The organism is Ruegeria sp. AL12, assembly GCF_056540885.1.
Genome location: NZ_JBQFXN010000004.1, coordinates 169,888 through 184,505, shown reverse-complemented (window position 1 = coordinate 184,505; position 14,618 = coordinate 169,888). Strand labels below are relative to the sequence as shown.

At 58.3% G+C, this 14,618-nt stretch carries 16 protein-coding genes; 13 read left to right on the top strand and 3 right to left on the bottom strand.

The window, feature by feature from the left end:
* Window positions 1-85 precede the first annotated feature (85 nt).
* The 13 genes from trpS to ACR0C6_RS13295 all read left to right on the top strand — a co-directional run bounded on the left by trpS (window position 86) and on the right by ACR0C6_RS13295 (window position 11,592).
* On the top strand, window positions 86-1,114 hold the full coding sequence (trpS, locus tag ACR0C6_RS13355; protein WP_171641678.1) for a tryptophan--tRNA ligase: 1,029 nt from the start codon (window positions 86-88) through the stop codon (window positions 1,112-1,114).
* A 59-nt stretch (window positions 1,115-1,173) separates the two neighbouring features.
* A complete protein-coding gene (locus tag ACR0C6_RS13350) occupies window positions 1,174-2,037 on the top strand; it encodes a branched-chain amino acid aminotransferase (protein WP_170346396.1) in 864 nt (287 codons plus the stop codon).
* A 77-nt stretch (window positions 2,038-2,114) separates the two neighbouring features.
* Window positions 2,115-2,570 (top strand): universal stress protein, encoded by a 456-nt coding sequence (locus ACR0C6_RS13345; protein ID WP_152456865.1) that lies wholly within the window; start codon window positions 2,115-2,117, stop codon window positions 2,568-2,570.
* Window positions 2,571-2,579: 9 nt separating this feature from the next.
* Complete coding sequence (locus ACR0C6_RS13340) at window positions 2,580-3,173, top strand: DsbA family protein (RefSeq protein WP_480619711.1); 594 nt, start codon at window positions 2,580-2,582, stop codon at window positions 3,171-3,173.
* A gap of 69 nt (window positions 3,174-3,242) precedes the next feature.
* Window positions 3,243-3,806 carry a NifU family protein gene (locus tag ACR0C6_RS13335; RefSeq protein WP_152456863.1) on the top strand — a complete coding sequence of 188 codons (564 nt, stop codon included), beginning with the start codon at window positions 3,243-3,245 and terminating at the stop codon, window positions 3,804-3,806.
* Window positions 3,796-4,386 (top strand): tRNA (adenosine(37)-N6)-threonylcarbamoyltransferase complex dimerization subunit type 1 TsaB, encoded by a 591-nt coding sequence (gene tsaB / locus ACR0C6_RS13330; protein WP_152456862.1) that lies wholly within the window; start codon window positions 3,796-3,798, stop codon window positions 4,384-4,386. Before ACR0C6_RS13335 ends, tsaB begins: the two co-directional genes overlap by 11 nt.
* Window positions 4,383-4,817: a GNAT family N-acetyltransferase gene (locus tag ACR0C6_RS13325; protein ID WP_480619709.1), complete on the top strand. Its 435-nt coding sequence runs from the start codon at window positions 4,383-4,385 to the stop codon at window positions 4,815-4,817. The genes tsaB and ACR0C6_RS13325 overlap by 4 nt, the downstream gene beginning before the upstream one ends.
* A 139-nt stretch (window positions 4,818-4,956) precedes the next feature.
* Entirely contained in the window at window positions 4,957-5,955 is a 999-nt protein-coding gene (locus tag ACR0C6_RS13320) for a BMP family lipoprotein (protein ID WP_480619707.1), read from the top strand.
* Between the two features lie 95 nt (window positions 5,956-6,050).
* Window positions 6,051-7,580 carry an ABC transporter ATP-binding protein gene (locus ACR0C6_RS13315; protein ID WP_171233094.1) on the top strand — a complete coding sequence of 510 codons (1,530 nt, stop codon included), beginning with the start codon at window positions 6,051-6,053 and terminating at the stop codon, window positions 7,578-7,580.
* Window position 7,581: 1 nt separating this feature from the next.
* The gene (locus tag ACR0C6_RS13310; RefSeq protein WP_152456858.1) at window positions 7,582-8,676 is read left to right on the top strand and encodes an ABC transporter permease; all 1,095 of its coding nucleotides are present in this window, start codon (window positions 7,582-7,584) and stop codon (window positions 8,674-8,676) included.
* A complete protein-coding gene (locus ACR0C6_RS13305; RefSeq protein WP_480619705.1) occupies window positions 8,676-9,644 on the top strand; it encodes an ABC transporter permease in 969 nt (322 codons plus the stop codon). The genes ACR0C6_RS13310 and ACR0C6_RS13305 overlap by 1 nt, the downstream gene beginning before the upstream one ends.
* Window positions 9,645-9,901: 257 nt before the next feature.
* A complete protein-coding gene (locus tag ACR0C6_RS13300; protein ID WP_152456856.1) occupies window positions 9,902-10,822 on the top strand; it encodes a sulfite exporter TauE/SafE family protein in 921 nt (306 codons plus the stop codon).
* 2 nt (window positions 10,823-10,824) lie between these two features.
* Complete coding sequence (locus ACR0C6_RS13295; protein ID WP_171119683.1) at window positions 10,825-11,592, top strand: TIGR02186 family protein; 768 nt, start codon at window positions 10,825-10,827, stop codon at window positions 11,590-11,592.
* 3 nt (window positions 11,593-11,595) lie between these two features.
* Here ACR0C6_RS13295 and ACR0C6_RS13290 read toward each other — a convergent pair whose 3' ends face one another.
* Genes ACR0C6_RS13290 through ACR0C6_RS13280 form a run of 3 tightly spaced genes read right to left on the bottom strand, consistent with a single transcriptional unit; the run spans window position 11,596 to window position 14,552 of the window.
* Entirely contained in the window at window positions 11,596-12,324 is a 729-nt protein-coding gene (locus ACR0C6_RS13290) for an SDR family oxidoreductase (protein ID WP_480619703.1), read from the bottom strand.
* The gene (locus ACR0C6_RS13285) at window positions 12,321-13,853 is read right to left on the bottom strand and encodes an ATP-dependent DNA helicase (protein WP_480619701.1); all 1,533 of its coding nucleotides are present in this window, start codon (window positions 13,851-13,853) and stop codon (window positions 12,321-12,323) included. The genes ACR0C6_RS13290 and ACR0C6_RS13285 overlap by 4 nt, the downstream gene beginning before the upstream one ends.
* A 60-nt stretch (window positions 13,854-13,913) precedes the next feature.
* Window positions 13,914-14,552 carry an acyl-homoserine-lactone synthase gene (locus ACR0C6_RS13280; protein ID WP_152456852.1) on the bottom strand — a complete coding sequence of 213 codons (639 nt, stop codon included), beginning with the start codon at window positions 14,550-14,552 and terminating at the stop codon, window positions 13,914-13,916.
* Window positions 14,553-14,618 lie beyond the last annotated feature (66 nt).

Genomic DNA, 14,618 nt, shown 5'->3' with positions numbered 1-14,618 from the left:
GGGATGGCCTTTCGCGGCTGTTGACGTCCCTTTGCCTCATGGGTAAGCGACGGGGGCTGATTTTTCCAGACAGGAGTTCCCTTTGATGACCGAGACCCAGTTCACGCCCCGCGTGTTTTCCGGCGCACAGCCTTCGGGTAACCTGCACCTCGGCAATTATCTCGGTGCGCTTCGGAACTGGGTGAGAATGCAAAGCGAGGAATTTGAAACCATCTATTGCATGGTCGATCTTCATGCAATCACGGTCTGGCAAGATCCAATCGAGTTGCAGCATGCAACGCGGGAGCTTTGTGCCGGTTACATCGCTTCTGGACTAAACCCCGAAAAATCGATTTTGTTCAATCAAAGCCAAGTGCCGGAACACGCGCAACTGGCTTGGATATTTAACTGTGTTGCTCGTATGGGTTGGATGCAGCGCATGACCCAGTGGAAGGACAAGGCCGGCAAAAACCAGCAGAACGCTTCGCTTGGCTTGTTTGCCTATCCTGCTCTGATGGCTGCGGACATCCTCATCTACCACGCGACCCACGTACCGGTCGGGGAAGACCAGAAACAGCATCTTGAGCTGACTCGCGACATCGCCATCAAGTTCAACAACGATTTCGGCGTCGATTTCTTTCCCGTCACCGAGCCGGTGATCGAAGGTGCGGCCACACGGGTCATGAGCCTGAGGGACGGATCAAAGAAGATGTCGAAATCCGATCCTTCTGACATGAGCCGGATCAACCTGACGGATGACGCCGAAGCGATTGCCAAGAAAATCCGCAAAGCCAAGACCGACCCTGATGCTCTCCCGTCAGAGGCCGAAGGGCTCGAGGACCGCCCCGAGGCGCGTAACCTGGTCAATATCTACGCGGCCCTGAACGATCAAACCATCGAACAGGTTCTGTCCGAAGTAGGCGGCAAGCAGTTCGGTGAGTTCAAACCGATGCTGGCCGATCTGGCAGTGGCGAAACTGGCTCCGATCTCGACCGAAATGTCACGCCTGATGGGGGATCAGGCCGAGATTGACCGGATTCTCGCCCGCGGCGCCGAGCGCGCACGTGAAATCGCTGCTCCGATCCTGCAAAAGACTTACGAGATCGTTGGCATGGTCGGCGCCGCATCACGCTGATTGCACTGGACCTTCGCCTGACGCCCTCCTAGGGTTTGCCTGAATCAAAGGAGGGCGTCATGGCAACCGGCACGAACATCCGGACCTATTTTCAAGGCCAATGGCATGAGGGGGACGCACCCATCATGCGCGCGGCGGATCATGGCGCCTGGCTGGGATCTTCGGTCTTTGACGGCGCGCGATATTTTGACGGCGTGGCCCCGGATTTGGAGGCCCATTGCGCACGGGTGAACCGGTCAGCCGAAGCCTTGATGCTGACGCCGACCATGACGACCGAACAGATGGTCGAGTTGGTACGCGAAGGGTTGCAGGCCTACAGCCCGGACACAGCCGTTTACATTCGCCCGATGTACTGGGGGATCGACGGTGACAGCACGGCAATAGTCCCGCAGGAAAACAGCACCGGTTTTGCCATCTGCCTGGAAGAAATCCCGATGGCCCCGGAAACCGCGTCGGCCACTCTGTCGACCACGCGCTTCCGCCGCCCGGTTCTGGAAAGCGCGGTCGTAAACGCCAAGGCGGGGTGCCTTTACCCCAACAACGCCCGCATGCTGCAAGAGGCGCGCTCGAAAGGCTTTTCCAACGCTTTGGTGGCCGATGCGATGGGGCATGTGGCGGAAACGGCGACGGCCAACATCTTCATGGTGAAGGATGGCGAAGTCTTTACACCGATCCCGAACGGAACCTTCCTGGCTGGAATTACCCGAGCACGGCATATCAAAAACCTGCGCGCAGATGGTGTAAAGGTCCACGAAACGGTTCTGAGCTTCGAGGATTTCCACGAGGCCGACGAGGTCTTTATGTCCGGCAACATGAGCAAGGTCACACCGGTAACTGCGCTGGAGGATACGCAATTTCAGGTGGGTCCTGTTGCTCGCCGTGCCCGCGCGCTCTATTGGGATTGGGCTGCAAGCGAACGCTAGCGCAAAGCCTCAGGCTTGCCCGAGTTGCCAGCGTGCGATCGGTCGGGCATGATCCCGGAAACCTAAAGAGGATACCCATGCGTAAGTTCCTAGTCGTTCTGGATGACAGCCGCGAATGCCTCAACGCGATGCGGTTCGCCGCGATGCGGGCTGCCCATACCGGAGGTGGTGTGACGGTCCTGTCTGTCATCCCGCCCGACGAATTCAATCACTGGATCGGTGTGGCCGAAACCATGCGTGAAGAAGCCCGCGAACGTATCCACGCGCATTTCGAAGTGTTTGCCAAATGGATGCGGGACAAGCAGAACGTGGAACCGGAACTGGCCATTCGCGAAGGCGATCCCGTGGCACAGATCATCGAACATGTTCAGTCCGATCCCGAGATTGGTGTTCTTGTACTTGGGGCGGGGACCGACAAGAAAGGTCCTGGTCCGTTGGTGACTCAACTGACGAAGAATTCGGGTAGCCTGCCGATTCCGATCACGATCGTTCCGGGCAATCTGAGCAAAGAGAAACTGGAAGAAATAACCTGAGGCGCGGCGATGGCGAAGACGATACAGTTCTGGTTCGAATTCGCCTCGACCTATTCCTACCTCAGCGCGATGCGGATCGAAGCGGCCGCGCAAGACAAAGGCGTTGCCATTGAATGGCACCCGTTCCTGTTGGGTCCGATTTTCGCGGAACAAGGATGGCGCACCTCACCTTTCAACCTGTATCCGGCCAAAGGGCGGTACATGTGGCGCGATATGGAACGTCTGTGCAAGGCTCGCGGGCTTCCTTTCGCAAAGCCTGATCCGTTTCCGCAGAATTCGCTCAGGGCAGCACGTCTGGTTCTGGGCATCGAGGATCATCGGGAACGGGCGGCGTTTGTTCGGGCCGTCTTGAGCGCCGAATTCGGCGCCGGGCAGAATATCTCAGAGGACAGCGTATTGGCCTCCTGTCTCGACGAAGCAGGGGTGCACAGCGGCGTGATGAACCGCGCAGGGGACCCGGACATAAAACAGGCCCTGTTCGAACAATCTGCCCGCGCCAAGGCGCTTGGTCTGTTTGGTGCACCAAGTTTTCTGGCCGGGGAAGAGTTGTTCTGGGGCGATGATCGTCTGGATGATGCACTAGAATACGCCTCCACAATTTAGAATCGTTCCAAATCTTGACTTCCCGTGCGCCTGCGCGCATATCAGAAGCACATCAGACGGAGCGCCCTCATGTTCATCCAGACCGAATCCACCCCCAATCCGGCCACGTTGAAATTCCTGCCCGGCCAAACGGTGCTGGAAGCTGGAACAGCGGATTTCCCAACTGCGGAAGCGGGCGAAAAATCCCCTCTGGCCAAACGCATATTTGCGGTCAATGGTGTGACTGGCGTGTTTTTTGGCAACGATTTTGTCACCGTCACCAAATCGGACGACGTTCAGTGGGACCACATCAAACCGGCCATTCTTGGCGCAGTGATGGAGCATTATCAATCCGGCCAGCCTGTTATGGGCGCAGATTCCGCCGGGGCCTCGGGCCATGCCGAGCACTCTGGTGAGGACGCTGATATCGTCAATCAGATCAAGGATTTGCTGGACAGCCGTGTGCGTCCTGCCGTGGCTCAGGATGGGGGTGATATCACGTTCCACGGGTTTGATCGCGGCGTGGTCTATCTGCACATGCAGGGGGCCTGCGCGGGTTGCCCGTCTTCGACATTGACCCTGAAGATGGGCATCGAAAACCTTCTGCGCCATTACATTCCAGAAGTGACCGAGGTTCGCCCTGTTGCCGTCTAACCCGACGATTCTGGCATTTGACACATCGGCCGCGCATTGCGCGGCCGCTTTGTTGCGCGATGGCGAAATCGTGACGTCTCGTGCCGAAGCAATGTCACGCGGACAAGCCGAACGATTGATTCCGCTGTTGGAAGACGTTCTGGCGGAAACCGGATGTGATTGGGCCGGTTTGGACGCGATCGGCGTTGGGATAGGGCCCGGGAACTTCACCGGCATCCGTATTTCGGTTTCGGCCGCGCGGGGTCTTGCACTTGGGCTGGAAATCCCTGCGGTCGGAGTTTCCGGCTTCGATGCCTTGCGTGAGCTGGCGGAAGGCGGGCAGACACCGGCGATCCCTGCCCCGCGCGACCAGGTTTATGTGAAAATGCCCGGTGCCGATCCGTGTCTCTTGCCTCGGGCCGAAGCGGAACTTGGCGGGCCGTTGTATTCCTGCTCTGACCCTGCCTTGCTGGCACAAGCCATCGCCCGGCTGGCCGCGCGGCGCTGGGATCGTACCAGCTTGCCGCCTGCACCTTTGTACGTAAGGCCCGCCGACGCGGCTCCGTCCCGCGATACCCCCCCTGTTCTGCTGAACGAATGACACCGCACGAGATGGCATCGACCCATGCCGCAGCGTTTTCGCACTCGCGCGGCTGGACAGAAGATGAATTCGCCGCCCTTCTTGAAAACCGCTTTACTCATGCCGTCGGAGATTCCCGGTGCTTTGCACTGTTTCAGGTGATTGCGCGCGAAGCCGAGTTGCTGACAATTGCGACCCACCCTTCGTTTCAAAGGCAAGGCCTGGCACTTCGACTCATGCAGGAATGGCATGATCAAGCGATCGATTTGCAGGCAACGCGTGCCTTTCTGGATGTCGCGGCCGACAACATTGCGGCCATTTCCCTGTACAATCGATGCGGATATCGGCAGTGCGGGCTGCGCAAGGCGTACTATGCACGCGAAACGGGCCAGAAAACTAATGCACTCGTAATGGAATGCCGCCTGCCCCTACGGCAATCGCCCGCTTTTTAGACCATTTGGTCAGAATTCAGTTGACCATGGTGGTTGCAAACCCCCTTAATACCCGCCATCACAACAGTTATGCTCGCTAAAAGTGGGTGAACGGGGCTAATCTGACCCTGTGCCAACAAAATAAAATTGGGAGACTGAAATGACCCTGATGAAATCCTTGATGGGTGCTGCTGCTGCCGTCGCAATGTCAGCCGGAGCGGTTCTGGCCGAACCGGCGGTGATCTTTGACCTGGGCGGCAAGTTCGACAAGTCCTTCAACGAGGCCGCCTATAACGGCGCGCAGCGCTGGGCGAATGAAACCGGCGGCAAGTATCTGGAAATCGAAATTCAGGCAGAACCGCAGCGCGAACAGGCCCTGCGCAGGTTTGCGGAATCCGGTGCAAATCCGATCATCACCATGGGGTTCGGAATCGCTGACGCCCTGGCGGCTGTTGCAAGTGATTACCCCGACACCAAATTCGTCGCTGTTGACGTGACTTGGCTGGACGCTCCAAACATCCGCCAGATTGGCTTTGCCGAGCACGAGGGATCCTACCTGGTCGGCATGATGGCCGCCATGGCGTCGAAATCCGGCACCGTTGGTTTCATCGGCGGTATGGACATCCCGTTGATTCGCCATTTCGGATGCGGCTATGCCCAGGGCGCGAAGGCCGTGAACCCAGACATCAATGTTGTTGCCAACATGACAGGAACAACGCCTGCTGCCTGGAACGATCCGGTAAAAGGTTCGGAGCTTACAAAAGCGCAGATCAGCCAGGGCGCTGATGTGATTTACGCTGCGGCCGGCGGAACCGGCGTTGGCGTTCTGCAAACTGCGGCTGACGAGGGCATCCTGTCGATTGGTGTGGACAGCAACCAGAATCACCTGCACCCAGGCAAAGTTCTGACTTCGATGCTGAAGCGTGTGGACGTCGCTGTTTATGAAGCGATGATAGCAGGCGAAAACGTTGAAACCGGCGTTTTCATCATGGGTCTGGCCGAAGATGGGGTCGGCGTTGCCATGGATGAAAACAACAAAGAGCTTGTTTCGGTTCGCATGAGCGACGCCGTAGACGAAGCCCGCAAGGCGATCATCAACGGCGACATCAATGTTGTAAGCTATTACGAGAACGACAGCTGCCCGGCGCTGCAGTTCTGATACCGTGCGGGGCGGGAGAGTGCCTTCCGCCTCGCCACCCACTTCGCCATCCTGGCGGACAGCCGGATGGGTTTCTCGGCAGTTGAGGGCAAGACATGACCGTCCCAGCCATTGAGCTCAAAGGGATATCCAAAGCCTTTGGGCCAGTTCAGGCCAACAAAGACATCTCGATCAGCGTTGCACCCGGTACGATCCATGGGATCATCGGTGAAAACGGCGCAGGCAAATCCACGTTGATGAGCATTCTCTTCGGCTTTTACAAAGCCGACAAAGGTGAGATCTGGATCAATGGGACCAAGACCGACATCCCGGACAGCCAGGCGGCCATCGCCTCGGGCATCGGGATGGTGTTCCAGCATTTCAAGCTGGTGGAAAATTTCACCGTACTGGAAAACATCGTACTGGGCGCCGAGGATGGCGGGTTGCTGGCGCCATCACTGGCAAAAGCCCGCAAAGAGCTAAAAGAGCTCGAGGAAGAATACGAACTGTTCGTCGATCCCGACAAGCGCATCGACGAGATCGGCGTGGGGATGCAGCAGCGGGTCGAGATCCTGAAGGCGCTTTACCGCAAGGCCGAAATTCTGATTCTGGACGAACCGACCGGCGTGTTGACCCCAGCCGAAGCCGATCAGCTGTTCCGCATTCTCGACCGACTGCGGTCCGAGGGCAAAACAGTCATCGTGATCACGCACAAACTGCGCGAGATCATGGAAAACACCGACACGGTATCGGTTATGCGGCGCGGGCAAATGACGGCCACGGTCAAAACATCCGAGACCAGCCCCGAGGAGCTGGCCGAACTGATGGTCGGCCGCAAGGTTCTGCTGCAAGTCGACAAAGTGCCCGCGACGCCCGGCAAACCCATTCTCGAGATCGAAAATCTCAGCGTTTTTGATTCGGCGGGCGTTGAACGGGTCAAAAACATCGATCTGACCGTGCGCGCAGGTGAGATCGTCGGCATCGCCGGCGTGGCCGGCAATGGTCAATCCGAACTGCTGGAAGTTCTTGGTGGAATGCGCCCCGGACAGGGCACGATCAAGCTGAACGGCGAACCGCTGGCACTGAGTGGGGCCGGATCAGATGGTCAGGCCCGCCGCGCGCATCACATCGCCCACGTGCCCGAAGACCGGCAGCGCGAAGGCCTGATCATGGACTTCCACGCCTGGGAAAACGTGGCCTTCGGATATCACCGCGACCCGGCCTATAAACGCGGTATCTTCATGGACAACGCGGCGTTGCGCGCCGATACCGAAGCCAAGATCGAAAAATTCGACGTCCGCCCGCCCAATCCCTGGCTGGCAGCCAAAAGTTTCTCGGGCGGCAATCAGCAGAAAATCGTTGTCGCCCGCGAGATTGAACGCAACCCTGACCTGCTGCTGGTCGGGCAACCCACTCGGGGCGTGGACATCGGCGCCATCGAGTTCATTCACAAACAGATTGTTGCGCTGCGTGATCAGGGCAAGGCAATCCTGCTGGTGTCGGTCGAACTGGAAGAAATCTTCTCGCTCTCGGACCGGATCGCGGTGATGTTTGACGGACATATCATGGGAGAACGCCTGCCCCATGAGACAGATGAAAAAGAACTGGGCCTTCTGATGGCCGGTGTTGCGGGAGAGGCCGCGTAACATGGAAAAAATGCCTAAATGGGCCGATGTCATTCTGATCCCCCTGATCAGTCTGATACTGGCCGCAATCCTTTCGGCGCTGGTCATCCTTGCCATCGGCGAAAACCCTGTCGAGGCCGTCAAATTGATGGTCACTGGTGCGCTGGGATCGACTTATGGCTGGGGCTATACGCTCTATTACGCGACCAACTTCATGTTTACCGGTCTTGCGGTGGCCGTCGCCTTCCATGCCCGTATGTTCAACATCGGGGGCGAAGGTCAGGCGATGCTGGGCGGGCTGGGCGTGGCCATGGTCTGTCTTTATGTCGACTGGCCGCATTGGAGCATTGCCTTGCTTGCCGCCTGCGCGGCATCGATGCTGTTCGGCGCGCTCTGGGCGGCCATTCCGGCCTATCTTCAGGCAAAGCGTGGCAGCCATATCGTGATCACCACGATCATGTTCAACTTCATCGCCGCTGCTTTCCTGAATTACATGCTGGTCAATGTCATGCGGCCCCAAGGGTCGCAGGATCCGGCCACCGCGCGGTTCTCTGAAAGCGTGCATCTGCCCTCTTTCCAGGAGATGTTCTCGACCGCAGAGAATGTTGTTTTCCGCGGCGCCCCGGCGAACATCACCTTTTTCATCGCATTGCTTGCCTGCGTCGTAGTCTGGGCACTGATCTGGCGCACGCGTCTGGGTTATGAAATCCGGGCTTACGGCCATTCCGAGACCGGCGCTGTCTATGCCGGTATTTCACCTGTGCGCATCACGATTGTCGCGATGCTGATTTCCGGCGGGCTGGCAGGGTTGATGGCCATCAACAATGTCATGGGCGAAGCCGAGCGACTTGTTATGAACTCGACCGAGGGCGCGGGTTTCATTGGCATCGCCGTGGCTCTGATGGGGCGTTCACATCCGTTCGGTGTGTTTCTGGCTGCGCTCTTGTTCGGATTTCTGTATCAGGGCGGCGCCGAGCTGGCGCTGTGGGCTTCGATTCCGCGGGAACTGATCGTGGTCATTCAAGCCCTGGTCATCCTGTTCACCGGCGCATTGGACAACATGGTGCGAATGCCGCTTGAAAAACTTTTCCTGGGTATGCGGAAGAGGGCTGAGTGATGGAATTTTTTGTAACCCTCGTTCAGGTTCTGGATTCGACCATTCGCCTGTCCACGCCACTGCTGCTTGCCTGTCTGGCCGGTCTGTTTTCGGAACGGGCCGGGATCTTCGACATCGGCCTCGAAGGCAAAATGTTGATGTCAGCGTTCTTTTCGGCTGCAATCGCAGCTGTCACAGGGTCGGTTTGGCTGGGCCTGCTGGCTGGTATCGCATCCTCTTTGTTGCTGTCGGGCCTGCACGGGCTGGCGTCGATCACCTTCCGGGGCAACCAATTGATATCGGGCGTGGCCATCAACTTTCTGGCCTCGGGCCTGACCGTCCTGGTCGCGCAAAGCTGGTTTCAGCAAGGTGGTCGTACACCGTCCCTGTTTGGCGGGGGCCGGTTCGAACCGATCAACTTCCCATTCGCCGAGTCCCTCGGCGGTGTGCCAATTGTTGGTCCCATCTATTCCGAATTGCTCTCGGGCCACTCGATCCTGGTTTATGTCGCGTTCCTGATGGTTCCGGCCACCTGGTGGATTCTGTATCGCACCCGGTTCGGTCTGCGCCTGCGGGCGGTGGGTGAGAACCCGGCCGCAGTGGACACCGCCGGTGTCTCGGTGGTTGGCCTGCGGTTCGCCGCCGTCGCCATCTGTGGTGTGCTGTGCGGCATCGCAGGCGCCTATCTGGCTACGGCCTTGCAGGCAGGGTTTGTCAAGGAAATGACCGCCGGTCGTGGATTTATCGCCTTGGCCGCCCTGATCTTTGCCAAGTGGCGCCCGTGGCATGCCATGTGGGCCTGCTTGCTGTTTGGTCTGCTGCAAGCGATCGCGCTGCGGTTCCAAAATATCGACCTGGGTGGCGTCGTGATTCCCGTGCAGGTGATGGACGCCCTGCCCTATATTCTGACGGTGGTGATCCTTGCCGGCTTCGTCGGCAAAGCCATCCCACCTCGGGCAGGCGGAGAACCCTACGTCAAAGAGCGCTGATAAGGCCAGTTCCGAACTGAGTTTCAGTCCTGTTCGCTGCGGAGCGGCATGCAGAGTTGATTTTGCATGCCGCAACCGTTCTAAGAGGGTATGAGTGTGTACCTTCCTGCAAACTGGCAGTTGCCCGCAGACCCGATCAGCGCAAACAGGCAGGTCTGGTCGTATGTGCCGATTAGTCACATTCAATTTTTTAAATATTTAGGCGAATGCGACGCTATGGCGTTGCGCCTCTCAACTCAGTGCGACTAGAAGAGCCCATGCAGATATACCTTCCCATCGCCGAAGTCTCAGTAAACGCCTTTCTCTTGTTGGGGTTGGGCGGCATGGTTGGCATCCTGTCCGGAATGTTCGGTGTCGGTGGCGGCTTTTTGATGACCCCGCTGCTGTTCTTCATCGGTATTCCGCCGGCGGTGGCTGTTGCTACCGAAGCCAATCAGATTGTCGCATCATCCTTTTCCGGAGTTCTGGCACATTTCCGACGAAAGACCGTGGACCTAAAAATGGGAACGGTATTGCTGGTTGGCGGGCTTGTTGGGGCCGCTTTGGGCGTGGTTGTCTTCAACTATCTCAAAAGCCTGGGTCAGGTCGATCTGCTGGTGACACTCTGTTACGTTGTTTTTCTTGGCGTCATTGGCAGCCTGATGTTTGTCGAAAGCCTGAGGGCACTGCGTAAAGCCAAGAAAGGCGGCGCGGCCCCTGCCAAGCGCCGGCAGCGGGGCTGGGTCCATGCCATGCCCTTCAAAATGCGTTTTCGCACCTCGGGCCTGTATATCTCGGTCATCCCGCCGGCCTTGGTCGGTCTGTGCGTTGGGGTTTTGTCGGCGATCATGGGCGTTGGCGGCGGCTTCATCATGGTCCCTGCCATGATCTACTTGCTGGGTATGCCGACCAAGGTCGTTGTCGGCACGTCGCTGTTTCAGATCATCTTTGTGACAGCCTTCACCACGATGCTGCACGCCACCACCAACTATACGGTTGATGTTGTTCTGGCAGTCTTGTTGCTGGTGGGCGGCGTCATTGGCGCCCAGATCGGAACCGTGATCGGAGCCCGGATGCCGGCGGAACAATTGCGCGTGCTGCTTGCCGCTCTGGTGCTGGCCGTATGTGGCAAGCTTGCACTTGATCTGCTTATCGAACCCGCCGAGCTCTACTCGCTTGGCAGCGGCGGAGGGCACTGAGGATGCTGCGTTCGCTTATTGCCGCCCTGTGCTTGTTCTGCACGCCCGCTTTGGCAGCGGAAGAACAGGTTGTCCTTGGTCTCAGCCAGGACCGGGTTGCCATCACCGCGACATTCGACGGATCTGAACTTCTGATTTTTGGGGCCATCAAGCGGGAAACCCCAATCCCTTCCGGCCCTCCGGTCGAAGTCATCGTCGCGGTTGCGGGTCCGTCCGAGCCTGTCACCGTGCGACGCAAGGAACGCAAGCTTGGGATCTGGGTGAACACCGACAGTGTTCTTGTCGACCTTGCACCCAGCTTTTACGCCGTTGCAACCAGCGGGCCCTTTGACGACATCCTGTCCGACACCGAAGACCTGCGTTACCGGATTTCGATCGAACGCGCGATCCGCTCGGTCGGTGCCGCGATGCATATCCGGGGCGCACAGGATTTTGCAGACGCCGTAATAAGAATTCGAGAACACGAACAACTATATTCGATCCGCGAAAACACCGTAGCAGTGGATGAACAAACCCTGTTCCGTACCTCAATCGATATGCCCGCCGACCTGACCGAAGGCGATTATTCCGCCCGGATTTTCCTCACCCGAGGCGGAGAGGTCGTCTCGCAATATGAAGCGATCATTGATGTCCGGAAAGTCGGTCTGGAGCGTTTTTTGTACAATATGTCCCGCCAGCAGCCCGTCTGGTACGGCCTGATGTCGCTGGTCATAGCGATTGCGGCAGGCTGGGGCGCCTCGACAGCCTTCCGGCTGTTGCGAGAAAAGTAACCGTCACCCCCGGCCGATATAGGGCATGGTCGTGGCCATGACGGTCATGAACTGCACGTTGGCCTCGGGCGGCAGGCTTGCCATATGCAGGACCGAGCGCGCGGCGTCTTCCACGGCCATCGTCGGATCTGGTGTTTCGCCCGCGGCTTGCGCCGCGTCCACAAGGCCCTGAACCATCTGCGTGCGCGCATTTCCGATATCGATCTGCCCGCAGGCAATTCCAAAGCGACGCCCATCCAGCGAAAGGCTGCGCGTCAGCCCTGTAATGGCGTGCTTTGTGGCCGAATAGTGTACCGAATTCGGGCGCGGAACATGTGCCGCTATCGAGCCGTTGTTTATGATCCGGCCGCCCTGCGGGTTTTGGTGACGCATGATTTTGAAAGCTTCACGCGCGCATAGGAACATGCCGTTCAGGTTCACGTTGACGCTTTGATACCAATCGCCCAGAGCGATCTCGTCGATCGTGCCGCCCGGCGCAAAGATCCCGGCGTTGTTGAACAGAACATCCAGCCGCCCGGTGCGGTCTGTAAAAGACCGAAAAGCCCGTTCAACCGCATTCGGGTCGGTCACATCCGCAGGCAGGACGATGGCTGCCTGATGCTCTTTTGCCAGAGCTTCCAGCTTGCCCTTGCTGCGCGCCAACAGCCCGACCGTCCACCCTTGGGATAAGAACAGCAGGGCCGTTGCCCGGCCGATACCTGAACTGGCACCCGTTACGATGATGGATTTCATGTCTCTTCCGCCTCCAATGTCAGCGAAGCCGCCGGAATCGCCCTCAAGTCATCCACACGCAGGGGGTGCGTGGGTTTCGACAGGCGATTGCGCACCACCCAGATCAGCCGCTCTTGCGCGCGCGTGATCGCGACATATGCCAAACGCTTCCACAATGGCTGTCCGGCCTCGGTCCGGCCCATGCGAGCGGCGGCATAGAGGTCCGGAGCGAACACCTGAACCGTATCCCATTGTGACCCCTGCGCCTTGTGGATCGTCACGGCCGCTCCGTGCAAAAAGGTCGCCCCCATGCGGGCGGCATAGGGAATAAACGGCTCTTCCTCGTCCGGTTTTTCGATCTGAACAATGGACGCGGCGCTGACCTGCGGGTCTTCGGCCCCCATCACGTGAAGACGCGAGAACCCCGGCTTTCGTCCCGGCCCCAGATATACTACCTGAGCTCCTTTGATCAGCCCGCGCGCCTCAAGGTCCAGCCGTTTCTTGCGATGTTTCAAGGGCAATTCGATCCCATCACAAATAAGCGGTTCACCTTCCAGCAATTCCGTATCCGGTGCGCCGTGAACTTGCCTGAAGGCCTGTATCAAACGAATGCGCGTGGCGTTGCGCCAGACGAGAACCGGGCTTCGGGCCATCAGATCGACCTCAACCCGCTGGCCCCAGACAACCCGATCATCCCGACGGGCTGTTTCTTCGATCAGTCGCTCGAAATCCTCGAAGCCCATTGCCGGGTCAGCCAGCGCATGCGCAAGATCCAGAATTGGGTTGTCTGCATCCTGGCGGTGCACGCGCTGAAGTGTCAGCTTCCGGGGCTCGGGCAATCCCTCAAACACCATGCTGCCGGACTGATTTACTGGTGCCAGCTGAGCCGGATCGCCGAACAACAGAAGGGTCGGGAAAATCTCCTTGAGATCATCGAACTGGCGGTCATCCAGCATCGACGCCTCATCGACGAACCCGATATCCAGCGGTTCGTCACGGCGCTTCCACCCGGTGATGAAATCCGACCCTCGCAAACCGGCGGCGGCCAGCGCCCCTGGGATAGATTTGTTGTTTTGGTAAAAAGCAGCCGCACGATCCAAGGCTTCATCCGTCAAACCTTCGATATCGGGGCGTTCGTCATTGCCGGCCAGCCATTCCGCAATACGCTCGTATTCCGGATCATAGACCGGCGTGTACAATATGCGGTGAATCGTGGTCGCAGGCACGCCGCGCAATCGCAGAACGCTTGCAGCCTTGTTCGTCGGGGCCAGGATGGCAAGGCTGCGCTTGTCTTTCGATTTGCGGCTTTCATAATCGCCGGACACGATCTGAACACCCGTCTCTGCCAGTGCCTTGTACAGTTCGGCCAACAGCAGCGTTTTGCCCGATCCGGCCTTTCCGATCACGGCCATCACACCGGATTTTCCTGCGCCTGGCAGTTTCAGAAGGGCATCATCTTCGAGATCAACACCTGCTGCCCGCAGCATCTCGGCGATGCTGTCATATGCGGCGGCCTGATCATCTGAGAACGTTACATTCGGCAAGGACATGGCGCGACCCTACAGGGCCGCGCCGACCACCACCAGATGTGGATTGGCGTTTTCCAACACTTAAGCGGACAGGGCGAACCGGTGCTGTTTCTTTGGCCCGAATGCGGCTTTGAACCACATCCGAGACAGGTCGCGCGGGATGCCCGCACGCTCGGCCACTCGGTTGCAGTCGTCCGCTGAATAGGGCCACAATCCGACTGAAATCTGATCGCGCCCGCTGCCCTGGGTTCCCAGAACCTCGGGCGAGGACCCGATCAGGCGATAGATTCTGATCATCCTTGCATCAAATACGCCGGCGATATGCGTCAGGCCGAAACCTTCCATCATTTCACCGCCGCTCAACATGATGGCGCCGGCAGTATGCGGGCTGGCTGTTCGGGACAGGCAGAACCGGGTGACCTCCCAGATCAGGGGGCTACAAATCGGCTTGCCGCCATTCAGATGACCAAAAACCTCATTGATCATCACCCGACCGGTCGTAGGCAATACACGCATCGACCCTCCGTGGCTGCCATCCGGCTCTTCCCAGATGACATAAAGCGGATTGAGATCATCGTATTCGTCCCGTTCTTCGCCCTTCTCGTTGACGTGGACATCCCACCCCAACCGGGTCTTGAACTGATCCGCACGATCTTTGAACATCCCCTCTGCCAGAGTCGGAAATCTGTGTAACTCATCGGCATATAGATAACGCAACATGACTTGTTCCCCTTGTCGTCCTGTGCAGGAACGAAGGGAGTACAGAGTCGTGGTTAATTTTGCGTG